At 63.8% G+C, this 24,117-nt stretch carries 20 protein-coding genes; 6 read left to right on the top strand and 14 right to left on the bottom strand.

Annotated features, from left to right (window positions below):
• Nucleotides 1-136 precede the first annotated feature (136 nt).
• A complete protein-coding gene (pstS, locus tag H9K76_RS08710) occupies nucleotides 137-1,177 on the bottom strand; it encodes a phosphate ABC transporter substrate-binding protein PstS (protein WP_187599603.1) in 1,041 nt (346 codons plus the stop codon).
• Between the two features lie 187 nt (nucleotides 1,178-1,364).
• Between pstS and H9K76_RS08705 the strand changes: the two genes are divergently transcribed.
• From H9K76_RS08705 to H9K76_RS08695, 3 genes are all read left to right on the top strand, one after another.
• The gene (locus tag H9K76_RS08705) at nucleotides 1,365-2,513 is read left to right on the top strand and encodes an ABC transporter substrate-binding protein (protein ID WP_187599602.1); all 1,149 of its coding nucleotides are present in this window, start codon (nucleotides 1,365-1,367) and stop codon (nucleotides 2,511-2,513) included.
• A 103-nt stretch (nucleotides 2,514-2,616) separates the two neighbouring features.
• Nucleotides 2,617-4,098 carry a Ppx/GppA phosphatase family protein gene (locus H9K76_RS08700; protein ID WP_187599600.1) on the top strand — a complete coding sequence of 494 codons (1,482 nt, stop codon included), beginning with the start codon at nucleotides 2,617-2,619 and terminating at the stop codon, nucleotides 4,096-4,098.
• A 54-nt stretch (nucleotides 4,099-4,152) separates the two neighbouring features.
• Nucleotides 4,153-4,677: a hypothetical protein gene (locus tag H9K76_RS08695; RefSeq protein WP_246475405.1), complete on the top strand. Its 525-nt coding sequence runs from the start codon at nucleotides 4,153-4,155 to the stop codon at nucleotides 4,675-4,677.
• A gap of 12 nt (nucleotides 4,678-4,689) precedes the next feature.
• On the opposite strand, the gene sixA is transcribed toward H9K76_RS08695, so the two are convergent.
• The 7 genes from sixA to H9K76_RS08660 form a co-directional block, all read right to left on the bottom strand.
• Nucleotides 4,690-5,151, bottom strand: coding sequence for a phosphohistidine phosphatase SixA (sixA, locus tag H9K76_RS08690; RefSeq protein WP_187599599.1), 462 nt, complete (start codon nucleotides 5,149-5,151; stop codon nucleotides 4,690-4,692).
• A gap of 61 nt (nucleotides 5,152-5,212) precedes the next feature.
• The gene (ppk1, locus tag H9K76_RS08685) at nucleotides 5,213-7,270 is read right to left on the bottom strand and encodes a polyphosphate kinase 1 (RefSeq protein WP_246475502.1); all 2,058 of its coding nucleotides are present in this window, start codon (nucleotides 7,268-7,270) and stop codon (nucleotides 5,213-5,215) included.
• A 253-nt stretch (nucleotides 7,271-7,523) separates the two neighbouring features.
• Nucleotides 7,524-8,360: a GNAT family N-acetyltransferase gene (locus H9K76_RS08680; protein ID WP_187599596.1), complete on the bottom strand. Its 837-nt coding sequence runs from the start codon at nucleotides 8,358-8,360 to the stop codon at nucleotides 7,524-7,526.
• 168 nt (nucleotides 8,361-8,528) lie between these two features.
• Complete coding sequence (gene glmM / locus H9K76_RS08675) at nucleotides 8,529-9,863, bottom strand: phosphoglucosamine mutase (protein WP_187599594.1); 1,335 nt, start codon at nucleotides 9,861-9,863, stop codon at nucleotides 8,529-8,531.
• Between the two features lie 81 nt (nucleotides 9,864-9,944).
• On the bottom strand, nucleotides 9,945-10,781 hold the full coding sequence (folP, locus tag H9K76_RS08670) for a dihydropteroate synthase (RefSeq protein WP_187599592.1): 837 nt from the start codon (nucleotides 10,779-10,781) through the stop codon (nucleotides 9,945-9,947).
• Nucleotides 10,782-10,922: 141 nt separating this feature from the next.
• Complete coding sequence (gene ftsH / locus H9K76_RS08665; RefSeq protein ID WP_187599590.1) at nucleotides 10,923-12,845, bottom strand: ATP-dependent zinc metalloprotease FtsH; 1,923 nt, start codon at nucleotides 12,843-12,845, stop codon at nucleotides 10,923-10,925.
• 185 nt (nucleotides 12,846-13,030) lie between these two features.
• Nucleotides 13,031-13,684: an RlmE family RNA methyltransferase gene (locus H9K76_RS08660; protein WP_187599588.1), complete on the bottom strand. Its 654-nt coding sequence runs from the start codon at nucleotides 13,682-13,684 to the stop codon at nucleotides 13,031-13,033.
• A 144-nt stretch (nucleotides 13,685-13,828) separates the two neighbouring features.
• Between H9K76_RS08660 and H9K76_RS08655 the strand changes: the two genes are divergently transcribed.
• Entirely contained in the window at nucleotides 13,829-14,302 is a 474-nt protein-coding gene (locus H9K76_RS08655) for a YhbY family RNA-binding protein (RefSeq protein ID WP_187599586.1), read from the top strand.
• Nucleotides 14,303-14,443: 141 nt separating this feature from the next.
• Nucleotides 14,444-15,169 (top strand): glycosyltransferase, encoded by a 726-nt coding sequence (locus tag H9K76_RS08650; RefSeq protein WP_187600535.1) that lies wholly within the window; start codon nucleotides 14,444-14,446, stop codon nucleotides 15,167-15,169.
• Between the two features lie 187 nt (nucleotides 15,170-15,356).
• Here the strand turns inward: H9K76_RS08650 and H9K76_RS08645 are convergent, their stop codons facing one another.
• From H9K76_RS08645 to carA, 4 genes are all read right to left on the bottom strand, one after another.
• Nucleotides 15,357-15,770, bottom strand: coding sequence for a DUF4149 domain-containing protein (locus tag H9K76_RS08645; RefSeq protein WP_187599584.1), 414 nt, complete (start codon nucleotides 15,768-15,770; stop codon nucleotides 15,357-15,359).
• Between the two features lie 27 nt (nucleotides 15,771-15,797).
• Nucleotides 15,798-16,274 (bottom strand): transcription elongation factor GreA, encoded by a 477-nt coding sequence (gene greA / locus H9K76_RS08640; protein ID WP_187599582.1) that lies wholly within the window; start codon nucleotides 16,272-16,274, stop codon nucleotides 15,798-15,800.
• 207 nt (nucleotides 16,275-16,481) lie between these two features.
• The gene (gene carB, locus H9K76_RS08635) at nucleotides 16,482-19,727 is read right to left on the bottom strand and encodes a carbamoyl-phosphate synthase large subunit (RefSeq protein ID WP_187599580.1); all 3,246 of its coding nucleotides are present in this window, start codon (nucleotides 19,725-19,727) and stop codon (nucleotides 16,482-16,484) included.
• Nucleotides 19,727-20,902 carry a glutamine-hydrolyzing carbamoyl-phosphate synthase small subunit gene (gene carA, locus H9K76_RS08630; RefSeq protein WP_187599578.1) on the bottom strand — a complete coding sequence of 392 codons (1,176 nt, stop codon included), beginning with the start codon at nucleotides 20,900-20,902 and terminating at the stop codon, nucleotides 19,727-19,729. Before carA ends, carB begins: the two co-directional genes overlap by 1 nt.
• Before the next feature lie 301 nt (nucleotides 20,903-21,203).
• Between carA and tam the strand changes: the two genes are divergently transcribed.
• Nucleotides 21,204-21,965, top strand: a complete 762-nt coding sequence (tam, locus tag H9K76_RS08625; RefSeq protein WP_187599576.1) for a trans-aconitate 2-methyltransferase — start codon at nucleotides 21,204-21,206, stop codon at nucleotides 21,963-21,965.
• 44 nt (nucleotides 21,966-22,009) lie between these two features.
• Here tam and H9K76_RS08620 read toward each other — a convergent pair whose 3' ends face one another.
• Nucleotides 22,010-23,368 (bottom strand): heavy metal sensor histidine kinase, encoded by a 1,359-nt coding sequence (locus H9K76_RS08620; protein ID WP_187599574.1) that lies wholly within the window; start codon nucleotides 23,366-23,368, stop codon nucleotides 22,010-22,012.
• Nucleotides 23,365-24,054 (bottom strand): heavy metal response regulator transcription factor, encoded by a 690-nt coding sequence (locus tag H9K76_RS08615; protein WP_187599572.1) that lies wholly within the window; start codon nucleotides 24,052-24,054, stop codon nucleotides 23,365-23,367. Before H9K76_RS08615 ends, H9K76_RS08620 begins: the two co-directional genes overlap by 4 nt.
• Between the last annotated feature and the right edge of the window lie 63 nt (nucleotides 24,055-24,117).

The raw sequence follows: 24,117 nt of genomic DNA, 5'->3' as shown, positions 1-24,117 counted from the left end.
GTCTGGCGCCTTGATTGGAAATTAAGATTCGAAGGTCCGGGCGGGCCTTGCCTGCCCTGCAGACAACCCCACCGAAACCGGCGTCCTGGGACGCTGGTCATCGGCGGGGAGGATCATTCGACCGGGTCGCTGCAAATCACTTCAAAGAAATAGCCTTGCCGGAACCGTCCTTGATTTCAGCCCAGGACTTGTAGATGACTTCCTTCACGCTGTCGGGCATCGGCACGTAGTCCAGGTCGCCGGCAGTCTTGTCGCCATTCTTGTAGGCCCACTCGAAGAACTTCAGCGAGGTAGCGGCCTGGACCGGCTTGTCCTGGGTCTTGTGCATCAGGATGAAGGTGGCGGAAGTGATCGGCCATGCATCCTTGCCAGGCTGCTCGGTCAGGATCTGGTAGAAGCTCTTGCTCCAGTCGGCACCTGCGGCGGCGGCCTTGAAGTTGCCATCGTCGGGCGACACGAAGTTGCCGTCCTTGTTCTGCAACTGCGTGTAGGTCATCTTGTTCTGCTTCACATAGGCGTACTCGACGTAGCCGATGGAGTTGGGCAGACGGCCCACGAAAGCTGCAACGCCTTCGTTGCCCTTGCCGCCCGCGCCGGTGGGCCAGTTCACGGCCGTGCCTTCACCGATCTTTTCCTTCCACTCGGGGTTCACCTTCGAGAGATAGTTGGTGAAGCCGAACGTGGTGCCGGAACCGTCGGCGCGGCGCACCGGAGCGATGGCAGCGTCAGGCAGCTCCACGCCGGGGTTCAGTGCCTTGATGGTAGCGTCGTTCCAGTTGGTGATCTTGCCCAGGTAGATGTCGCCCAGCACCTTGCCCGAGAGCTTCAGTTGGCCGGGAGCGATGCCCTTGATGTTCACCACGGGCACGATGCCGCCGATCACGGTGGGGAACTGCACCAGGCCCTTCTTCTGCAGCTCGTCGTCCTTCAGGGGTGCGTCGGAAGCACCGAAGTCGACGGTCTTGGCTTCGATCTGGCGCAGGCCGGCACCCGAGCCCACCGACTGGTAGTTGATCTTGACGCCTGTTGCCTTGTTGTAGTCGGCCGCCCACTTGGAATACAGCGGAGCCGGGAAGCTGGCACCGGCGCCGGTGGCTTCGCTTTGAGCCATGGCCGTCGACACCGCGCCCATCGCCACCAGACCAGACACCAGAACCCGAATTGCAGACATTGTCATGAGAGAAACCTCAAGGTTGAACAAAACATGTGATGGAACGAAATGTAGGGTCGCTATATGACAGTGACGTGACACATTGGATTTGTCATAAATATTTTTCAGAGGGAGAACGCCATGTAACTGTCACAAATCTGTCGCTGAGCACTCGTAACATAAATTTTCCAAAAGTTGTTTTTTGTTATCCCCCATGCAACGCCACCCTGATCACCCCCCTGCCCTCAGCCGTCGGCAATGGCTCCGCCGTACCGGGCTGGTCACCGCGGCAGGCGCGCTGTTTCCCGCCCTGCAGGCCCATGCCGCAGGAGATTCCTCCACCGCCATGGCAGTCGCCCAGATCGTGGACATGTCCGCACTGCAACAGGACATCAGCCGTGACTTCCTGATCGGCTCGCGCACCGCCTGGCAGGAATACAACGCTCGGGAGAGCGTGCGCGGCCGCGGCATCCAGCATGTGGTGATCGAGACCGACGGCAGCGCCGGCTCGGTCAAGGCGGCACTGCAGGGTGCGCTGGCCAACCCTGCCTGCCTCGCACTGAGCGGCTGCGTTGGCGATGCGACGGCCGCGTCGGTGGCTGCATTGCAACGGTCGACGGCACCCGGCGCCCAGGCACTGCCCATCGTCGCGCCCTGGCTGCAGCGCCAATGGAGCGACAGCGACAACACGGTCTTCCATGCCTTCCCCGACTACCAGGCGCAGATCGCCCACGCCATGAAATCGCTGGCGGTCATGGGTGTGAAACAGGCTGGCGTGGTGTACGCGACACCCGCGCTGCAGAAAGAGCTCAGCGCCTCGATCGCCCAGGCCGGTGCTGCCGAGGGCCTGAAGTTGCAGCAACTGCCCATCAACAAGCGGCCGGCCTCGCCTCCCCCGCTCATCCTGTTCATCGGAGGCACACCCGAACTGCATGCCTTCGCCCACCAGATGGGCGTGCCGACGGGCTCGCACTGCTACCTGATCGCACTGGCCGATGTGAACCTGCAGGTGCTCACCCAACTGGGCGGGCTGCCGCGCAACGTATCGGTCGTCGTGACCCAGCCCGTGCCCATGGTGACGGCGGGCCTGCCAGTGGTGCGCAGCTACCGCGCGGCACTTGCAAAGCTGTATGACGAACCCCCATCGCAACACGGCCTCGCGGGCTACATCGCGGCGCGCTATACCGCCGAAGTGCTCTCCACATTGGCCTCCGCGCCTGGCCGCCCGGCGGCAATGGCGGCCTTCCGCAAGCGCGCGCCGCTGCAGATCGGTGGATACCAGATTGCCTACCAGGGCGAAAAACTCAGCAGTTCCAATGTCACGCAGACCATGCTCACCTCGGATGGCCGCATCGTCGGTTGAGCAGCACGCGTGGGAAACAGACCACGTCTTCCACCAAGGAACAGGGGCTGGTGCTATGCTGCGCCGCGAGAAAAAATTGCGCGACGACGTACCCAGCACCCTTATGCAAGATGGAACATTGCTAGCCGCTGTCGACCTGGGGTCGAACAGCTTCCGACTGGAAATCGGCCGATATGAGCACGGCCATATCGAGAAAATCGAATACTTCAAGGAGACCGTACGCCAAGGTGCGGGGCTGGACGAGGACAAGAATCTCACGGAGCAGGCGATGCAGCGCGGCTGGGATTGCCTTGCGCGCTTTGCGGAGCGGCTGTCCGGATTCCCGCGCGCGAACGTGCGCGCCGTCGCCACCCAGACGCTGCGCGAAGCACGCAACCGCGAGGCCTTCATCGAGCGCGGCGGGCAGATCCTGGGCTATCCGATCGACATCGTCTCCGGCCCGGAGGAGGCACGCCTGATCTACCAGGGCGTGGCGCGCCTGCTGCCGCAGTCGGACGAGCGTCGGCTGGTGGTGGACATTGGCGGCCGCTCCACCGAGATCATCCTCGGGCGCCAGTTCACACCGACCGCCGTGGCGTCGTTCCGCGTGGGCAGCGTGGCGTGGTCCACGCGCTACTTCGCCGAAGGCCAGTTCACCGAGCGTGCTTTCGAGGCCGCCGAGATCGCTGCCAAGGCGGTGCTCGACGAAGCGCTCGACACCTACCAGCGCAACACCTGGGACGTGGCCTACGGCTCGTCAGGCACCGTGGGTGCCGTCGGCGACGTGCTTGCCGCGGCCGGCGCATCGCCCGCGGGCAAGATCACGCGCGAGGGACTTGCGTGGCTGCATGCACAGTTGCTGAGCGCGCGCAGCGCCGACCGCGTGCGCCTGGCCGGCCTCAAGGAAGACCGCAGGGCCGTGATCGGTGGTGGCATCAGCGTGCTCAGGGCCATCTTCCAGTTGCTGGACATCGACGAGATGCAGGTGGCACAGGGAGCGCTGCGCCAGGGAGCCCTGTACGACCTGCTCGATCGGGAACAGCCACAGACCGATCTGCGCTCATCCACCGTGCGCGGACTCATGCAGCGCTTCGGAGTCGACGAAAAGCACGCCGAGCGCGTGGCGCAGATCGCCACGCAGCTGTTCATCGGCGCCGCGCCCCAGGGCAGCGAACGCGCCGCACGCAAGCTCGACTGGGCAGCACGCCTGCACGAGATCGGCCAGCGCATCTCGCACAGCGGCTACCAGCGTCATGGTGCGTACATCCTCGATCACACGGACGCTGCAGGCTTTGCCCTGCCCGAGCTGCATCACCTGAGCCAGCTCGTGCTCGGCCACCGCGGCAAGGTGCACAAGGCGGGCCTGGATCTGTCGGACCCGCAATTCGTGCTGCAGCTCATGTGCCTGCGCACCGCCATCGCTTTGTGCCATGCACGCCGCGAGCCCGACATGCAGGGCTTCTCCCTGCACTTCAGCGGCCAGCAATGCGTTGTCCGCTCGCGTGAAAGCTGGTCGGCCAGCTACCCGCAGTCAGCGCACCTGTTGCACGACGAAAGCATCTGCTGGCAGAAGACGCCATGGGAATTTGTCACGGAACTGCGGTGACATTTCATCCGGAAACCGTATAAACTGTTTATATAGTTTTCGGATGCATTCTCCATGACACCTACCCGTACCCAGACTCCCGTGGCAGCGCCCACACCCGTCGCTGCCGCCGCCAAGAAGGCTGTGCAGCAGGCAACGAATGTGCCCGCACCAGCCGCGCCGGCAAGCAAGGCCGATGCCAAGCCCGACACCAAACCCGACACCAAGGTGTCCAAGCCCGCCAAGGAAGACAAGGCCGCGGCCAAGGCTGCAGGCAAGTCTGCCAAGCCGGCTGCTGCCGAGAAGGCCAAGCCTGTGAAGGCCGCCGCGAAGGAAGGCAAGGCGTCCAAGGACTTGAAGGAAGCCAAGGAGGCAAAGGCCAAGAAGCCCAAGCTCGTGCGCGACAGCTTCACGATTCCCAAGGACGAGTACGCCGTCATCGACGACCTCAAGCTGCGCGGAGCACAGCTCGGCCACCAGGCCAAGAAGAGCGAATTGCTGCGTGCGGGCCTCAAGCTGCTCGCTTCGCTGAACGATCAGCAGCTGCTGGCCGCACTGCGCGCCGTACCGGCCATCAAGACGGGTCGCCCCAGCAAGTAACCGGGCTGCTGTTCACAGAAAATCAGGCGATTGCACCGACAGCAGGATCGTTTCCTCGATCTCCTGCCGGCTGCGGTGCCTGAGCCACCAGACCGATCCCTTGCGGATGGAGCACTGGCTGGCCGTCATTCCCAGCAACCTGGCAGCGATCTCGCCCAGCATGGGCTGGTGACCGACCACCAGCACCGCACCGCGCGAGCGCGGCCATTGCGCGAGTTCCAGCACGTCTTCCACCGAACCGCCAGGCAGCAGCTCGGCACGCAGTTTGTACTTGCGCCCGAGCGCCCGTGCCGTCTGCTCGGTGCGCACTGCCGGGCTGACCAGCACGCGCAATCCCTCTGGCAACTGGCGATCAAGCCATGCCGACATGCGCGTGGCCTGCTTCTCGCCCCGGCCGGTGAGCGGGCGCTGCAAATCCTCGTCACCGTCGGCTGCGTCCTCGGCCTCTGCGTGTCTCCAGAGAATCAGATCCATCGGGCGTCCCTCTTCTTCCTCGTTGTGCGGTGCGTGTCCTCGTGGCGGTGGCGCTCGCGGATCACTTGCGTGACGGCGCGTAGCGGGCCATCAGTGCATTCTGCGCTCCGAGCCCGTCCGTCACATGCTCCGCACGGCGATAGTGGCCGTCGGACTGCAGCGTCCAGGCATCGCGATCGTCGTGCAGGTAGGCCACGAGGCATTCGTCGATGATGCGCTGGCGCAGCTTCCTGTCCTTCACCGGCCAGGCGAGTTCCACACGGCGCAGCATGTTCCGGTTCATCCAGTCGGCGCTCGACAGATAGAGCTCCTGCGACTCGCCCATGCCGAAATAGAAGACGCGCGTGTGCTCCAGGAACCTGCCGATCACGGAGCGCACGCGGATGCGCTCCGACACGCCCGGGACCTGTGCCGGCAGCATGCAGGCACCGCGCACGATCAGGTCGATGTGGGCTCCGTGCTGGCCCGCCTGCAGCAGTGCCTGGATCAGCGCCTCGTCCGTCAGTGAATTCATCTTGGCGACAATGCGCGCATACTCGCCGCGCGCCGCGGCCTGCCCCACCTGCTCCACCATCTCGACGAAGCGTTGCTGCATGTCGAACGGCGCCAGCAGCATCTGGTCGAGATGCGGCACGCGGTTCTGGTTGGCCAGGTGATCGAACACCGTGTCCATGTCGGCCGTGATGCGCTCATCCGCGGTCAGCATGCTCAGGTCGGTGTAGAGCTTGGCCGTTCGGGGGTTGTAGTTGCCCGTGGCCAGGTGCCCGTAGCGCCGCAGCTGCCTCCCCTCCCGGCGCGTGACCAGCAGCATCTTCGCGTGCGTCTTGAGCCCGACCACGCCGTAGACGACCTGCGCGCCAACGGACTCCAGCGCCTCGGCCCAGTTGATATTGGCCTCTTCGTCGAATCGCGCCTTCAACTCGACCACCGCGGTGACCTCCTTGCCCCGGCGCACGGCCTCGCGCAACAGATCAAGCATGGCAGCATCAGAGCCCGTGCGGTAGATGGTCTGCTTGATCACCAGCACCTTGGGGTCGTGGACGGCCTCGCGCAGAAACGCGAGCACGCCGTCGAAGCTCTCGAACGGCTGGTGAATCAGGACGTCGCGCTTCTTCAACTCGGCAAGGATCGAGCCGCTGCGCGGCAACTGCTCGGGCCAGGCTGGTTGCCAGGCCGGGAACAGCAGGCGGCGATCAGCCACCAGTTCCACCATCTGCGACAGCCGCACCAGGTTGACGGGCCCCTGCACGCGGTACAGCGCAGGTCCGGGCAGGTTGAATTGCGAAAGCAGGAAGTCCGACAGATGGCGCGAGCAACTGGCCGATACTTCGAGCCGCACAGCCTGCCCAAAATGCCGGTGCTGCAGCCCCTGGCGCAATGCCATGCGCAGATTGCGCACGTCCTCTTCGTCCACCGCCAGGTCCGAATGGCGCGTGACACGGAACTGGGAGAATTCGGTGACCTCGCGCCCCGGGAACAGGTCGGCCAGATGGGAACGGATGATGCTCGACAGCGTGACCAGCTGCACGCCATCGCGCGCGACCTCGGCAGGCAGGCGGATGATGCGCGGCAGAATGCGCGGCACCTTCACGATGGCGATCTCATTCTGCCGACCAAAGGCGTCGCCGCCCTTCAGGCGCACGATGAAATTGAGCGACTTGTTGGCCACCTGTGGGAACGGATGGGAGGGATCGAGCCCCACGGGAATCAGCAGCGGGCGCACATCGCGCTGGAAATACTCGCGCACCCAGCGCTTCTGCGCGCCGTTGCGCTCGCCATGCGACACCACGCGGATGCCCTGCGCCTCGAAGGCCGGCATGAGCGAGTCGTTGTAGAGCGCATACTGGCGCGCCACCAGGGCATGGGCCTTTTCAGACAAAGCTTCGAACGAGCCGATGCTGTACTCGCCCTTGGTTTCGCCCTGCTGCGCCGCCGTCAGGTGGGCCGCCGCGCGCACCTCGAAGAACTCATCGAGGTTGGACGAAACGATGCACAGGTAGCGCAGGCGCTCGAGCAGCGGCACGTCGGTGCGCACGGCCCAGTCGAACACCCGCTCGTTGAATGCCAGAATGCTGTGGTCGCGATCCAGCAAGGTGACACGCCGGCCATCGAGACCCATGGGCGAGCGGGAAGCGGAGGAGCCGGAGACGATGCCCTCTGTGACTGTCATGGGAGATGGCTGCGAAGCGGAAAACGGCATACGGAGGAGACGGTGCGGATACGACGACAATCAGTATCAAATGAGTGTGTGACAAACGCATGACAGCGTCATTACTTTGTCATATCTCCAGGCGCAGCGCCATCCGTGGAATGAATGGAAATCGAACAAGGTTATCCATGCGGGGGCCGGTCATCCCCCGGATGGCCGCGCATCAGCGCTGCAGGAAATGCTTGCGGTACTTGGGTGGCAGATCCTCGAGGCGCATCAGCATCGGCAGGTCGGCCGTGTTGAAGTCCGGGTCCCAGGCCGGTGCGCCCAGGATGCGGGTGCCCAGCCGCAGATAGCCCTTGATCAGCGCAGGCGGCTCGACGTTCAGGCTGCTGTCCAGGGTTTCCAGCGGCAGCGGCAGGCGCGGACGCACGTGGTATTCGATCGGCGCCATGTGGGTCTCGCTGATGCGGCGGTAGATGCTGGCAGCCACATCGCCCGTCACCACGCCGTTGTGCAGCATCGGGATACTGGCGCAGCCGATCATGGTGTCGAGCGCATTGCGCACCATGAAGTCGGCAAGCGCACCCCAGAGAGCCAGTACCACGCCGCCATGGCGATGGTCGGGATGCACGCAGCTGCGGCCCAATTCCACCATGCGGCTACGCAGGCTGCGCAGGCGGGTCAGGTCGAACTCGGTGTCGCTGTAGGTGCTGCCCACGCGGCGTGCCTGCACCGGCGTCAGCACACGGTAGGTTCCCACGACCTGACGGGTTGCCGAATCACGCACCAGCAGGTGCTCGCAATAGTCGTCGAACAGGTCGATATCATGCCCGGCCAGCGGCGTATTGAGCTGCGCGCCCATCTCCGAGACGAACACGTCGAAGCGCAGCTTCTGCGCCTCCCTCACTTCATCGAGGTTGCGCGCCCACGAAACCTCAATCCCGCCACGCGTTTCTGCAGCCTGCCCCACGCGGTTCGCATCAGATGGGCGGTGAAGTGACCCCCTGGGCAAGGAACCGTCGCTCAGTGGCATCGTCGGGCTTGGCAGGTCGCTCATAGGTGCAGTCCTCATTTCTTGGAGGACATGCCAGACGGCTACCCGGACAGGAGCGCCCCGCCTCCGCAGGAAATTGTCAGAGGCTGCAGTGACGGGTGCGTGTCAAGGGAATGACGATTTGGTGACGGAGGGGGTATCGCCTGCGCCACGCCAGGCGTGTTTGCGTGCCTAGCCGGCGCGCGCCATGTCTGCCAGCAACTGTGCGTAGTGATTGGCGTGATCGGCATTCTCCGCCTCCACCATCACGCGCAGCAGCGGCTCGGTGCCGCTTGCACGGATCAGGATGCGGCCGTTGTCGCCCAGGGTCTGCTCGGCATCCCGCGTGGCATCGGCAAGGCGCGTATTGGTCTTCCAGTCCTGCCCGGGCTGCAGCCGAACATTGAGCAGCACCTGCGGGTACAGCTTCACATCGGAAAGCATTTGCGACAGCGACTTGCCCGCGCGCACGCAGGCCTGCAGAACCTGCAGCGCGCTGACGAGGCCGTCGCCCGTGGTGTGCTTGTCAAGCGCCAGCAGATGCCCTGACCCTTCGCCGCCCAGCTGCCAGCCATGCCTGGCCAGTTCTTCGAGCACATAGCGATCACCCACCTTGGCGCGCACGAATTCGACGCCCCTGCGGCGCAATGCGAGCTCGACCGCCATGTTGGTCATCTGCGTGCCGACCACGCCGGGCACGGGCTGCTCGCGCGCGAGGCGATCCAGCGTCATCAGGTACAGCAGCTCGTCGCCGTTGTAGAGGCGGCCGTGTTCGTCGACCATCTGCAGGCGATCGGCGTCGCCATCGAGCGCCACGCCGTAATGCGCATGATTGGCCCGGACCGCACGCACCAGCGCATCGGGATGCGTCGCACCCACGTCGCGGTTGATGTTGAAGCCATCGGGAGAGCAGCCGATGGAGATCACTTCGGCGCCGAGCTCGTGAAACACTTTGGGAGCGATGTGGTAGGCCGCACCATGGGCTGCATCCACCACGATGCGCAGGCCGCGCAGCGTCAGGTCGTGTGCAAAGGTACTCTTGCAGAACTCGATGTAGCGGCCTGCCACGTCCTCGAGGCGCCGTGCCTTGCCCAGCGAATGGGAATCGGCCCAGACCGGCGGCTCGTCGAGCGCGGTCTCGACCTGCTCCTCCCAACTGTCGGGAAGCTTGGTGCCGCGAGCGGAGAAGAACTTGATGCCATTATCGGCAAACGCATTGTGGCTGGCGCTGATCACCACGCCGAGGCTGGCACGCTGCGCCCGCGTGAGATATGCAACGCCAGGCGTGGGCAGCGGGCCGAGCAGCACCACATCCACTCCGGCTGAGTTGAAACCCGACTCCAGCGCACTTTCCAGCATGTACCCCGACACGCGAGTGTCCTTGCCGATCAGCACCGTGGGGCGCTCTTCCGTGCGGCGCAGCACCCGGCCCACGGCATGTGCAAGCTTGAGAACAAAATCCGGCGTGATGGGGGCAACGCCCACCGTTCCACGGATTCCATCGGTGCCAAAGTAGCGACGAGCCATTTTCCTGATCCCTGTTTCTGTCTTTGTGTTGTTGGTTTGTTGTGGGTTGTCAAACCGTCCATGGGCCCCGTATCGGGACCATCATGACTCCTGCCCGCGCATGGCATCCAGCACCTTGAGAGCCGCCACGGTGTCGCGCACGTCGTGCACACGCACGACGGCCGCGCCCTTTTCCACGGAAAGGAGCGCTGCCGCCACGCTGACACCCAGGCGCTGGTCCACCGGCAGACCGGTCACGGCACCCAATGAGGATTTCCGCGACCAGCCAGCGAGCCAAGGGTACCCGGAGAGGCGCAACAATTTGTCTTGATTTGCAAGTAGTGCAAAATTTTGCTCCACCGTTTTACCAAAACCTATCCCGGCATCCAAAACGATACGATTCTGCTCGATCCCCATTTCCAACAGGCGGCCGGCCTCTTCCCGCAAGAAGGCCCAGACCTCTTCCACCACCTCGCCTGTCATGGTTTGTTGCTGCATTGTCTGGGGATCGCGATGCATGTGCATCAGGCAAACACCGCAGTTCGGATGCCCGGCCACCGCTTCGCGTGCGCCGGGCTGGCGCAGCGCCCAGATGTCGTTGATGACGTCCGCCCCGGCGTCCAGCGCGGCACGCATCACCTCGGGCTTGTAGGTATCCACGGAAAGCGGCACCCCGAGGGCATGGGCAGCCCTGACCACGGGAATCACCCGGGCCAGTTCCACATCCAGCGGCACGGCAGGGCTGCCGGGACGGGTCGATTCGCCGCCGATGTCGAGAATGTCCGCCCCCTGCTCCAGCAATGCCTCGCAATGCGCTAGTGCAGCCGACGTGCTTTCGTAGCTGCCTCCATCGGAAAACGAATCGGGCGTCACGTTGACGATGCCCATCACCTGGGGGCGGCTCAGGTCTATGAGAAAGCGGCTGGTCTGCCATGCCATGTGGGGATTCCTGTGCGGGTTGCGGCCAGTGACGGCGGGTGAGGTGGATTGGGAACGATGGTGAAGGACGGCCCTATCGCCAGAATGAACAAACGGGGCCGATAGGCCCCGTTGGTCGATTTGGCTGGCGCGAGCCCAGCGTCAGGCTGCAGTGGGCGATGGATCGGAATTGACCGCCGGAGTGCCGCCGCCCGAGTTGTTGTCGCCACCAGAGGGGGGCACACGCGGCGTCCAGTCCTTGGGAGGACGTGGCGGCTTGCCGGCCATGATGTCGTCAAGCTGCTCTGCATCGATGGTTTCCCATTCCAGCATCGCCTTGGCCATTGCGTGCATCTTGTCCGAATTCTCTTCGATCAGCTTGCGCGCCAGGTTGTACTGCTCGTCGATGATGCGGCGAACTTCCACGTCCACCTTCTGCATCGTCTCTTCGCTGATGTTCGTGGTCTTGGTCACCGAGCGGCCCAGGAACACTTCGCCTTCGTTCTCGGCGTAGACCATCGGGCCCAGCGCCTCGGACATGCCGTAGCGCATCACCATGTCGCGAGCGATCTGCGTGGCGCGCTCGAAGTCGTTGCTCGCGCCCGTGGTCATCTGGTTCATGAACACTTCTTCGGCAATGCGGCCACCAAACAGCATCGCGATCTGGTTGAGCATGAATTCCTTGTCATAGGAATAGCGGTCCTGTTCGGGCAGGCTCATGGTCACGCCCAGCGCACGGCCGCGCGGGATGATGGTGACCTTGTGCACCGGATCGCACTTGGGCAGCAGCTTGCCGATCAGCGCATGGCCCGCCTCGTGGTAGGCCGTATTGCGGCGCTCGTTCTCGGGCATGACCATGGTCTTGCGCTCGGGGCCCATGATGATCTTGTCCTTGGCCTTCTCGAAGTCCTGCATTTCCACGGTGCGTGCATTGCGGCGCGCAGCCATCAGGGCAGCTTCGTTGCACAGGTTGGCCAGGTCGGCACCCGACATGCCGGGCGTGCCACGCGCGATGATGGCGGCGTTCACGTCCTGGCCCACCGGGATCTTGCGCATGTGCACATTCAGGATCTGCTCGCGGCCACGGATGTCGGGCAGCGTCACGTAGACCTGGCGGTCGAAACGGCCGGGACGCAGCAATGCGGCATCCAGGATGTCGGGACGGTTGGTGGCAGCCACGACGATCACGCCGAGATTGGTCTCGAAACCGTCCATCTCCACCAGCATCTGGTTGAGGGTCTGTTCACGCTCGTCATTGCCACCGCCCAGGCCCGCACCACGCTGGCGGCCCACGGCATCGATTTCATCGATGAAGATGATGCAGGGAGCGTTCTTCTTGGCGTTCTCGAACATGTCGCGCACGCGGGCCGCGCCCACGCCGACGAACATTTCCACGAAATCGGAACCCGAGATCGAGAAGAAAGGCACCTTGGCCTCGCCGGCGATCGACTTGGCCAGCAGCGTCTTGCCGGTACCCGGAGGGCCGACCAGCAGCAGGCCGCGCGGAATGCGGCCACCGAGCTTCTGGAATTTGTTGGGGTCCTTCAGGAAGTCCACGACTTCCTTGACTTCTTCCTTGGCCTCGTCGCAACCGGCCACGTCCGCGAACGTGACGGTGTTGTTGTTCTCGTCGAGCATGCGGGCCTTGGATTTGCCGAAGCTGAACGCCCCACCCTTGCCGCCGCCCTGCATCTGCCGCATGAAGTAGACCCACACGCCGATCAGGAGCAGCATCGGACCCCAGCTCACGAGCAGGGTCATCAGCAGCGAGCCTTCCTCACGCGGCTTCACGTCGAACTTGACGTTGTTGTTGATGAGGTCGCCCACGAGGCCGCGGTCGAGGAATGTGGCGGTCGTGCGGATCTTGCGATCATCGCTGGTGACGGCAACGATCTCGGTGCCGCCCGGGCTTTCCTGGATGGTCGCTGTCTTGATGCGGCCATCCCGGACCTGCGAGAGGAAGTCCGAATAGCCGACCGTGCCCGCGCCGGCACCGGCACGGGTATCAAACTGTTTGAACACCGTAAACAGCACCATGGCGATCACGAGCCATACGGCGACTTTTGAAAACCACTGATTGTTCAAGCGGAGCTCCAGATTCTAAAAATAATGAACGTCCCCTCCGCCTGAGGCGTCCGGGGCTTCGTTCTTGCGCACTTGGGGACTATTTTAGGCATTTCAACGGGATTGCCTATCCGATTTACCCCAGCACGCACAATGGACAACAGTCAAAAAGGCCGCCCGCGCATTTTTGCGGCGGGATGGGCAATTCACTTCAGACCGATGCCGACCAGGAATGTCTCGGATGACTTGTCGCGCGAAGCCTTGGGCTTGATCGGCTTGACCACCTTGAAGGTGTCCTTGAACAGCTGCACCAATTGTGAGTAACCGCTACCGTGAAACAGCTTGACCACGAGGGCTCCCTCGGGCCGGAGGTGGTGGACTGAGAAATCCACCGCCAGCTCGATCAGGTGGGCAATCCGCACCGCATCCACCGAATCCACGCCGGAGAGGTTCGGCGCCATGTCCGAGACCACCACATCCACCGGGCGGCCACCGACGGCCTCCTGCAGTTGCTTGAGCACATCCTCCTCGCGAAAGTCGCCATGGATGAAGTGCACGCCCTCGACGGGCTCCATCGGCAGCAGGTCGAGCGCGATGATCGTGCCATTGAGCTGGCCGACCGCCGCGCCGGTCGGTGACAGGCGACGGCGCACATACTGGCTCCAGGCCCCCGGCGTGCTACCCAGGTCGACCACCACGTGCCCAGGGCGGATCAGGTGCAGCTGCTCGTCGATTTCCTTGAGCTTGTAGGCCGCGCGGGCACGGAACCCTTCCTTCTGGGCCAGTTTGACGTAGGGGTCGTTCACGTGGTCGTTGAGCCACGCCTTGTTGACCTTCTTGCTTTTGGTTTGTACTTTCATAGCTTTTCCGACACAGGGTCGGCATAGGCTGCATCGTGCCCAAGACCCGATTTCGAGCCAAATAACCGACAATTGAGCCTGTCGGCACGTGCAGAATCCTTCCTTCGGAAGGCAAACCACGCACTCATTGAGATAATACGGGTTATGCCTCAAATTCAACTCACTCCGACCGAGCGTCGTGAACACCGCGCCAATGCGCACCACCTGGACCCCGTGGTCATGATCGGTGGCGATGGCCTGACACCCGGCGTGCAAAAGGAGATTGACGCGGCGCTGAATGCGCACGGACTCATCAAGGTCCGCGTGCACGGCGATGACCGCGCAGCACGCGAAGAAATGTACCAGCAACTGGCTGACACTTTGAACGCCGCGCCTATTCAGCACATCGGCAAACTGCTGGTGCTGTGGCGCCCACAGGCCGAGAAGGCCAAGCAGGCTGGTGAAGACCGTATGCCCGGCCCTCGCGACGTCAAGGTCCTCAAGTACAGCTCGCGCGGCGGCCAGAAGCCTGAAGTCAAGCAGATCCGCGTGCTTGGCAACCAGCGCCTGACCGCAGGCGGACAGGTCAAGCGCGCCAAGCCCAAGCAGAAGTCGGTAAAGAAGGGCCGTCTCGATTGATCCGCGAGGATGGATCGATTCACGCCCCTGTCCAATAGCTGATCCACTGCCGTCATGTCGATGAACCACACGCACAACGTGCCACCTGTGCCGTCCACGCCTGCCGCCAAGACTCCGTCGAAGCAACGTCATATCCTGTGCATGAAATGGGGCACCAAGTACGGCCCCGAGTATGTCAACCGGCTCTATGACATGGTCCGCCGCCACCTGAGCGGCGAATTCAACTTCGTCTGCCTCACCGACAACACCGATGGCATCCGCCCCGAAGTGGAATGCCACCCGATTCCGGACATCAACTTCAATCTGGCACCCGGCGAACCCGACCGCGCCTGGAAGAAGCTCACCACGTTCGAGGCAGACCTGTACGGGCTGCGCGGCACGGCCCTGTTCCTGGATCTGGACGTCGTCATCGTCGGCAGCCTGGACGAGTTCTTCACCCAGCCCGGCCAGTTCCTGATCATCAAGGACTACCCCCGCTTCTGGCGGGCCAACGACAAACGCATCGTCGGCAACTCCTCGGTCTACCGGTTCGAGCTGGGCGCCCATGCCGACGTGCTGGCGTATTTCCGCCAGCACTCTCAGGAAATGCGGGCCCAATACCGCAACGAGCAGGAATACCTGTCGCACTTCCTGCACAAGCAGGGCAAGCTCGCCTACTGGCCAGCCTCCTGGTGCCCGAGCTTCAAGTACTACTGCGTGCCACCGTTTCCCACCAACTTCTGGAAGGAACCGTTGCCGCCCAAGGACGCGCGCATCGTGATCTTCCACGGGGAGTGCAATCCGCCCGATGCGTTGGCGGGGCGCAGCAACCGGCGGTTCAGGCACATCGAGCCGGCGCTGTGGGTGGCCAAGGCCTGGGGCAACTGACCCCGCGCCCCCTCTCCACCGCCGCCCATAGGAACAAAGGCGCTGCACCCGACGGTTCAGCGCCTTTTTTTGTTCACAGCGGGTGAAGAAAAATCAGCAGGGCCGCTATGCCAATCTGGTGCCTTGCCAGCTCAGATCCCTGGCCGTCCACCAGCGCATGCCCCTTCAGCCGCCTCCGTATCGCGAGCTAGGATTCGCGTCCGCCCAGTCGCCAGAGCAACATCGCCGCACACAGCCATTGAACGGCGTACATCACCGTGCCCACGCTGTGCCAGAGTTTCAGGTCTTGTCTGGCAACTATGCGCGGAGAAACGCCATACTGCACGAGCAAGGCCAGCAGCATGCCGCCAATGACCAGCACCAGACCGGACTGCGCCCAGGCCTCGGGTTGCTGCGCATGGCGGCGCTTACTCAGGAGCAACAGCGCCAGGCAGCAGGCAACGGAGACCCAGGTCTGCGCAGCGAACAGCTTGGCGGCCATGCTGCCGGCCACCGTCGGGTTCGGCAGGTTGGCGAACAGCATGGGAACCGCGAGGAAGCCGATGGCGGACAGGCTGCCCCACCACAGCGCAGCGGCAAAGACAGGCAGGCGTTGATACATCGGCAAACTCCCCGGGTTCAAAAAGAATCAGAGGTAGCGCACGGCCACCACTTCGTAGCGGCGAACGCCACCGGGCGCCTGCACTTCAGCCATGTCGCCCTCTTCCTTGCCGATCAACGCGCGCGCGATGGGGCTGGAGACATTGATCAGGCCTTGCTTGAGGTCGGCCTCGTCCTCGCCGACGATCTGGTAGGTCACCGCGTCGCCCGTGTTCTCGTCCTCGAGATCGACCGTGGCGCCGAACACCACCTTGCCACCGGCATCCACCGCCGCCGGATCGATGATCTGCGCCGCGGAGAGCTTGCCTTCGATTTCCAGGATGCGGCCCTCGATGAAGCCCTGGCGGTCCTTGGCTGCCTCGTACTCGGCGTTTTCGCTCAGATCGCCCTGCGCGCGCGCTTCGGCGATCGCCTGGACGATGGCGGGACGCTCGACGGACTTGAGCTGCTTGAGCTCCGCCTTGAGCTTTTCCGCGCCGCGCGTGGTGATGGGGATAGTGGCCATGGTTCCGAGACTCCGTTGATCTGTTTGTCTATTTGTGCAACGCGCCGAGAACAGGGGTCCCTTCATGAAAAGGGCCGTTTCCCAGCGCCAAAAGCAAACCGCCGCGCGTTGCCGTGCGGCGGTCGTTCATTACGGAAGCATTATGCCGGTTTTGCGCCGGCTGTCAGCCCCTCAAAAACCCGCCGTCCCATTGGGACAGCGGTTGCATCAGCGCGCAAGTTGTGCGTGCAATTCCTGAACCGAGTAGACGTCCAGGTTGTTCAGGTGCTTCATGCCTTCCGCGGCGGCTTCCGCGCCGAAGATGGTGGTGAAGGTGGTCACGCGGGCGAGCAGCGCGCTGGTGCGGATCGCACGGGAATCGGCGATCGCGTTGCGGCGCTCTTCCACGGTGTTGATGACCATCGCGATCTCGTTGTTCTTGATCATGTCCACGATATGCGGACGACCCTCGGTGACCTTGTTCACCGTCTGCACCTCGACACCGGCCTCGGCGATCGCAGCGGCCGTGCCGCGTGTCGCGCACAGCGTGAAGCCCATGGCTGCGAGCTCCTTGGCAATGGCAACGGCGCGCGGCTTGTCGGCATTCTTCACCGTCAGGAAGACCTTGCCTTCGGTCGGCAGCTTGGTGCCTGCACCCAGCTGGCTCTTCACGAAGGCTTCGCCGAACGTCTTGCCCACGCCCATGACTTCGCCGGTGGACTTCATCTCGGGGCCGAGGATCGTGTCCACACCAGGGAACTTCACGAACGGGAACACAGCTTCCTTCACACTGAAGTACGGCGGCGTGACCTCCTTGGTGATGCCTTGCTGCGCGAGGGTGTCGCCCACCATGCAGCGCGCGGCCACCTTGGCGAGCTGGATGCCCGTGGCCTTCGAGACAAAGGGAACCGTGCGCGAGGCGCGCGGGTTCACTTCGAGCACGTAGATCACGTCCTTGCCATCCTTTTCCTGGATCGCGAACTGCACGTTCATCAGGCCGACCACGTTCAGGCCATGGGCCATTTCCGCGGTCTGGCGCTTGATCTCGGCAACGGTCTCCGCGCTCAGGTAGTACGGCGGCAGCGAGCACGCCGAGTCGCCGGAGTGCACGCCCGCCTGCTCGATGTGCTCCATCACGCCGCCGATGAAGACCGTGCCGCTCTTGTCGCGCACGCAGTCCACGTCGCACTCGATGGCATTGGAGAGGAAGTGGTCCAGCAGCACGGGCGAATCGTTGCTCACCTTCACCGCTTCGCGCATGTAGCGCTCGAGATCACGCTGCTCGTGCACGATTTCCATCGCACGGCCGCCCAGCACGTAGGAGGGACGCACCACCAGCGGATAGCCGATGGCCGACGCATGCTCGAGGGCTTCTGCTTCGGTGCGTGCCGTGGCGTTCGGCGGCTGCAGCAGGCCAAGCTTGTTGAGCAGCTTCTGGAAGCGCTCGCGGTCTTCGGCGGCATCGATGGAATCGGGCGAGGTACCGACGATGGGCACGCCTTCCTTTTCCAGGCCGAGCGCCAGCTTCAGCGGCGTCTGGCCGCCGTACTGCACGATCACGCCGGCCGGCTTCTCCACGGCCACGATCTCCAGCACGTCCTCGAGCGTCAGCGGCTCGAAGTACAGGCGGTCGGACGTGTCGTAGTCGGTCGACACCGTTTCGGGGTTGCAGTTGACCATGATGGTTTCATAGCCATCCTCGCGCATGGCCATGGCGGCATGCACGCAGCAGTAGTCGAACTCGATGCCCTGGCCGATGCGGTTCGGACCGCCACCCAGCACCATGATCTTCTTCTTGTCGGACGGAGCGGCTTCGCACTCTTCGTCGTAGGTCGAGTACATGTACGCGGTGTTCGACGCGAACTCGGCCGCGCAGGTGTCCACGCGCTTGTAGACCGGGCGCACCTTGAGTGCATGGCGCGCGTCGCGCACCGCCTTGTCGGTGGTGTGCAGCAGCTTGGCAAGGCGGCGGTCGGAGAAGCCCTTCTGCTTGAGGGTGCGCATGGTGCCGGCATCGATCGCGGCCAGCGCCTTGTCGCCCTTTTCCTCGTAGAGCTTGTCCAGGTCGAGTTCGATCTTCACGATCTCCTCGATCTGCACCAGGAACCACTTGTCGATCTTGGTGATGTTGTGCACTTCGTCGAGCGTCCAGCCCGCTGCGAATGCGTCACCCACATACCAGATGCGGTCGGGACCGGGCTCGCCCAGTTCCTTTTCCAGGATCTCGCGGTCCTGGGTCTTCTCGTTCATGCCGTCCACGCCCACTTCCAGGCCGCGCAGCGCCTTCTGGAAGGATTCCTGGAAGGTGCGGCCCATGGCCATCACCTCGCCCACGGACTTCATCTGCGTGGTCAGGCGGTTGTCGGCCGCAGGGAACTTCTCGAACGCGAAACGCGGGATCTTGGTGACCACGTAGTCGATCGAGGGCTCGAACGAGGCCGGGGTCTTGCCGCCGGTGATTTCGTTGCGCAGCTCATCCAGCGTGAAGCCCACGGCCAGCTTGGCGGCGATCTTGGCGATCGGGAAGCCCGTGGCCTTGGAGGCCAGCGCCGACGAACGCGACACGCGCGGGTTCATCTCGATGACGATCATGCGGCCGTCCTTCGGGTTCACCGAGAACTGCACGTTGGAGCCGCCCGTGTCCACGCCGATCTCGCGCAGCACCGCGAGCGAGGCGTTGCGCATGATCTGGTATTCCTTGTCGGTCAGCGTCTGCGCGGGAGCCACGGTGATCGAGTCGCCGGTGTGCACGCCCATGGGGTCGAGGTTCTCGATCGAGCACACGATGATGCAGTTGTCCGCCTTGTCGCGCACCACTTCCATCTCGTACTCTTTCCAGCCGAGCAGCGACTCTTCGATCAGCAGCTCGTTGGTGGGCGAGGCTTCGATACCGCGCTTGCAGATGGTCTCGAACTCTTCCGAGTTGTAGGCAATGCCGCCGCCCGTGCCGCCCAGCGTGAAGCTGGGGCGGATCACCGTCGGGAAGCCCACGGTCTTCTGCACGGCCCATGCTTCTTCCATGGTGTGTGCGATGCCCGAGCGGGCGGAACCCAGACCGATGCGGGTCATGGCTTCCTTGAACTTCTGGCGGTCTTCTGCCTTGTCGATGGCCTCGGGCGTTGCGCCGATCAGCTCCACCTTGTACTTGTGCAGCACGCCATTGCGCCACAGGTCGAGCGCGCAGTTCAGCGCCGTCTGGCCGCCCATGGTCGGCAGGATCGCATCGGGACGCTCCTTGGCGATGATCTTCTCGACCGTCTGCCAGGTGATCGGCTCGATGTAGGTGACGTCGGCCGTGGCCGGGTCGGTCATGATCGTGGCGGGGTTGCTGTTGATCAGGATGACCTTGTAACCCTCTTCACGCAGTGCCTTGCAGGCCTGAACGCCGGAGTAGTCGAACTCGCAGGCCTGGCCGATGATGATCGGGCCGGCGCCAATGATCAGGATGCTCTTGATGTCTGTGCGCTTTGGCATTATTTGTTCTCCTTGGCCTTGGCCATCAATGCCGTGAAGCGGTCAAACAGGTATCCGATGTCTTGCGGGCCGGGCGATGCCTCGGGGTGACCCTGGAAGCAGAACGCGGGCTTGTCCTTGTGCTCTAGGCCCTGCAGCGTGCCGTCGAACAGGCTGATGTGCGTGGCGCGCAGCGTGTCCGGCAGCGAGTCGATTTCCACGGCAAAGCCGTGGTTCTGGCTGGTGATGCTCACGCGGCCGTTGTCCAGGTCCTTCACGGGGTGGTTCGCGCCGTGGTGGCTGTTGTCCATCTTGAAGGTCTTGGCGCCGGCGGCCAGCGCCATGATCTGGTGGCCCAGGCAGATGCCGAAGGTCGGCATGCCCGAAGCCACGATTTCCTTCACGGCGACAATCGCGTAGTCGCAGGGCTCCGGGTCGCCGGGGCCATTGGAGAGGAACACGCCATCGGGATTCATCGCCAGCACGTCCTTGGCGGGCGTCTGGGCAGGCACCACTGTCAGCGAGCAGCCGCGCTCGGCCAGCATGCGCAGGATGTTCAGCTTCACGCCGTAGTCATAGGCCACCACGTTGAAGCGCGGGGCGGTCTGCTTGCCATAGCCCTCGCCCAGCACCCACTCGGTCTGGTCCCACGTGTAGTTCTTGGTGGTGGAGACGACCTTCGCGAGGTCCAGGCCCTTCATGCTGGGCGCGGCCTTGGCGGCGGCAACGGCTTCGGCGATGCGCGCGTCCGTCACTTCCTCGCCGGCTGCGAGGCCCACGATGGCACCGTTCTGTGCACCCTTGTCACGCAGCAGGCGCGTGAGCTTGCGGGTGTCGACATTGGCGATCGCCACGGTCTTTTCGCGGATGAGGTATTGGCTGAGCGTTTCCTGCGAGCGGAAATTGCTGGCGAGCAATGGCAGGTTCTTGATGATCAGGCCGGCTGCATGGATCTTGCTGGCTTCGACGTCTTCGGAATTCACGCCGTAGTTACCGATGTGCGGATACGTCAGGGTGACGATCTGCTGGCAGTAGCTGGGGTCGGTGAGAATTTCCTGGTAACCGGTGAGCGAGGTGTTGAACACCACTTCGCCGACCGTGGTGCCGCTGGCACCAATCGAATTGCCGATAAAGACCGTGCCGTCTGCGAGCGCCAGGATGGCGGATGGGAAGGTTCCCTTGAGAGACAAAAGCACTGGGTTCTCCGAATGGTTACGGGTCGCCCGGGAGCCCGCGGAGAGTGCACTTCACGAGGTGTGACACGTCCTGCGGACTGCTGCGTTGAATGAGTTGCTTTGGTGCTGCCGGGCGACTGATTTCTGGAAAGCCGCTAATTATAACGCGTGAGGATTAACCCTGACGCACCCCTTCATTCTTGGAGCCGTCCCGAACGACCCTGACCGCCAAACAGGCAATTTTCCTGCGCGATTGCAGGCCCGCACGCATGCCCCTAAAGTCTGCGAACGAGTCGCATCCCATCTACTCCCCGGAGATCCCATGACCTGGTCCGCATCCCAGTATTCCCGCTTCGAAGCCGAGCGCACCCGCCCCGTGCGCGACCTGGTGGCCGCCATTCCGAATGCCGGGATCCAGACCGGCATCGACCTGGGCTGCGGGCCCGGAAACTCCACCGAAGTGCTGCAACAGCGTTACCCGGACGCACAGGTCACGGGCCTGGACAATGACGAGGACATGCTCGCCGCGGCACGCAAGCGCTCGCCCGGCACCACGTTCCAATGGGCCGACATCGGCACCTGGAGCGCACCCTCGCCCGTCGACGTGATCCTGGCCAATGCCAGCCTGCAGTGGCTTCCCGATCACGCCACGCTCTACCCCCGGCTGCTGGCCCAGCTTGCGCCGGGCGGCAGCCTCGCCATCCAGACACCCGACAATCTGCAGGAGCCCGCCCACGTCCTGGCGCGTGAAGTGGCCGCAAGCGCCCAGTTCAGCAGCCGCATCGGCACCATCCGCCACCCCCCGCGTCACGACATCCAGTGGTACTACGCCCTGCTCAAGCCGCTGTCTGGCCACGTCGACACCTGGCGCACCACCTACATGCATCCGCTTGCCGGACACCAGGCCGTGGTGGAATGGTTCAAGGGATCGGCGCTGCGCCCCTACCTGTCGCAGCTTGATGATGCCGGCAAGGAGGAGTATCTGCAGCGCTATCTGCAGGAGATCGGCAAAGCCTACCCGGTCATGGATGACGGCACGGTGCTCCTGCCGTTTCCACGCCTCTTCATCGTGGCCACGCGGTAAGGACACTGACGAAGGCACGCCACAGCGGCAGCGGCCTTCACGGATCAGTGCAACGCCGACGGAAACTCCATGCCGATCGTGGTCCGGCCCTGGCGCGACTCCGCGTGCACCGAGCCGCCGTGCATGCGCGCGATGGCCTGGACGATCGCCAGCCCCAGCCCATGGTTCTGATGGGCCTGCTGCCTCGACTCGTCCGCGCGGTAGAAGCGGTCGAACAGCTTCTTGAGATGCCTTTGCTCGATCTCCTCGCCGGTGTTGGTCACCGAGATCACCGCTCCCGCCTCCCTTGAGGAGCCGTCCCATGACGGCTCGATGGCAATGATGATCGTGGATCCGCGCTCCGCATAGCGCGTGGCGTTGCTCAGCAGGTTGGACAGCGCGCGGCGGATCAGCGACACGTCGACGGCGGCGCGGACATCACCCACGATGTCCAGGTGCAGGTCGGCATCGAGTATCACCGCCTCGTAGAACTCCGCCACATCGTGCGCGATCTCGCGCAGGCTGGTCACCTCGGCACGCTCGGCAATCTGCCCCTTGTCGGCACGCGAGAGAAAGAGCATGTCGTTCACGATCCCCGCCATGCGCCGCAGGTCTTCGAGATTGGACTCCAGGACCTCCTGCATCTCTGCCACCGGACGCGGCTTGCGCAGCGCCACCTCCGAACTGCTGATGAGCGTGGCCAGCGGCGTGTTGAGCTCGTGCGCCACATCGGCGTTGAACGATTCCATCTGCCGGTAGGCCCCGGCCAGCCGGTCGAGCAGCGCATTGAACTGCCGCACCAGGGGCAGCAGTTCCTGCGGCAGGCCGCGCTCATCGAGCCGCTCGTGCAGGTCGCGCGCCGACAGGCCGGCCGTCTGCGTGACAAGCGACTGGATCGGCGACAGGCCCCGGCGCACGAGCCAGCGCCCCACCAGTGACAGGATGACCGACCCGGCCACCATCGAGAACATGAGCGTCAGCGCCAGGACACGCAGCAACGCGTCGTCCGCGCGCCTGTCCATGGTCAGGGTCGCCATGGCCGGCTGCAGGGCGCCGGTGTCGGCCATGACCTGCACCTCGAATGTCCTGGTGAGGGTCTGGCGCGGGTCGATGTCGGGCGGCCTGCGATCGAACAGCACATGCCCTTCGGTGTCCGTGATGCGGATGAAGAAATCGTTGTGGCCGGCGAGAAAGTCGTCCATGGTGTGCCCGATGGACTTGTTGCGGTGCTCGACACTGGCGTCCGAGAGCACATGCACCAGGGCATCGCGCTTCTGGTTCATCGTTTCCTGCTGGCGCGCCGCCAGCGTCGAGGAGAACACCGCAAACACCACCACGCTGACGCTCCCCAAGCCCAGCATGGACAGCAGCGCCAGCCAGCTCGACAGGCGCCTTGCGAGATGGGGGACCTGCGGTGCGGTCATGAAGTGCTTCGATCCTCCAGCACGTAGCCCATGCCCCGGATGGTATGGATGAGCGGGCTCTCGAAGGGCTGGTCGACCTTCATGCGCAGGCGACGCACGGCCACCTCGACGACGTTGGTCTCGCTGTCGAAATTCATGTCCCACACCTGGGAGGCCAGTTCGGTGCGCGAGAGCACCTCGCCGTGCCGGCGCAGCAGCAGCGCAAGCAGGTTGAACTCCTTGGCCGTCAGTTCAAGCCGGGTTCCAGCACGGATCGCCTTGCGCCGAATCAGGTCGACCTCGAGGTCGGCGATCTTCAGCACCGTGGGCTCGGGTGACGACTGCGCGGTGCCCCGGCGGCGCATCAGCACCTGGATGCGCGCCACCAGCTCGGAGAAGGCGAAGGGCTTGAGGAGATAGTCGTCCGCCCCGCCCTGGAGGCCGCGCACGCGGTCCTCCACCGCCGTGCGGGCGGTCAGCATCAGCACAGGGGTGCTTCGGGACTGCCGCAATGCGGCGAGCACGGCAAAGCCGTCGATGCCCGGAAGCATGCCATCCAGGATCAGCAGGTCGTAGTCCAGCTGGGTGGCCAGGTGCAGGCCGTCAATGCCGTCGTGCGCGACATCCACGGTATAGCCCTCCTCCGCAAGCCCCTTGCGCAGGTACTCCGCCAGCCGGATTTCGTCCTCGATAAGCAGCAGTCTCATGGCTCCGATTCTGCGTGATTGAGCGGCTTTCGCCAGATTACAAATTTGTAATCCGGCAGACCG

The organism is Diaphorobacter ruginosibacter, assembly GCF_014395975.1.
In the GTDB taxonomy this organism is placed as follows: Bacteria; Pseudomonadota; Gammaproteobacteria; order Burkholderiales; family Burkholderiaceae_C; genus Diaphorobacter_A; species Diaphorobacter_A ruginosibacter.
The sequence above is the reverse complement of the archived record's forward strand: the minus strand, read 5'-3'. Positions and strand labels throughout refer to the sequence as shown.